1 pseudogene is annotated in these 355 nt (G+C 50.7%); it reads right to left on the bottom strand.

Annotation, left to right across the window (positions count from 1 at the left end):
• Positions 1-355: pseudogene (locus tag FC82_RS14295) on the bottom strand (ISL3 family transposase); the annotation flags it as partial.

The raw sequence follows: 355 nt of genomic DNA, 5'->3' as shown, positions 1-355 counted from the left end.
ACTGTTGATCACGGCTTGGTAGTTTTTCTTAAGGGAGGTCATGGCCGTGTCCATGGTTGCATGTTTTGGCTGGTAGTTATTGAGGAGCGTTCCAAGATCTTGGACGCGGTGACCGCGAATATCGGCCAACAGGTCTTGATAGCTCTGGTAGGCACTGGCGAGACGTGGATCATCGGAGAGTGCTAAGTCCACCGCGTTCTGTTGGGTCATATATTCATTGATGCCCCGTAGGAAGACGGGCCGACTAGTGTTCAGGTCATTCTGATCCTTATGGAGCAGTTTCCACTGGGACTTCAAGACCTTATAAAGGCGCGATTTATGGTCCTCAATGGTGTGCAGAACACGCAGTCGTTCT

Origin of the sequence: Secundilactobacillus collinoides DSM 20515 = JCM 1123, assembly GCF_001435975.1 — a bacterium.
Lineage (GTDB): Bacteria > Bacillota > Bacilli > Lactobacillales > Lactobacillaceae > Secundilactobacillus > Secundilactobacillus collinoides.
The sequence above is the reverse complement of the archived record's forward strand: the minus strand, read 5'-3'. Positions and strand labels throughout refer to the sequence as shown.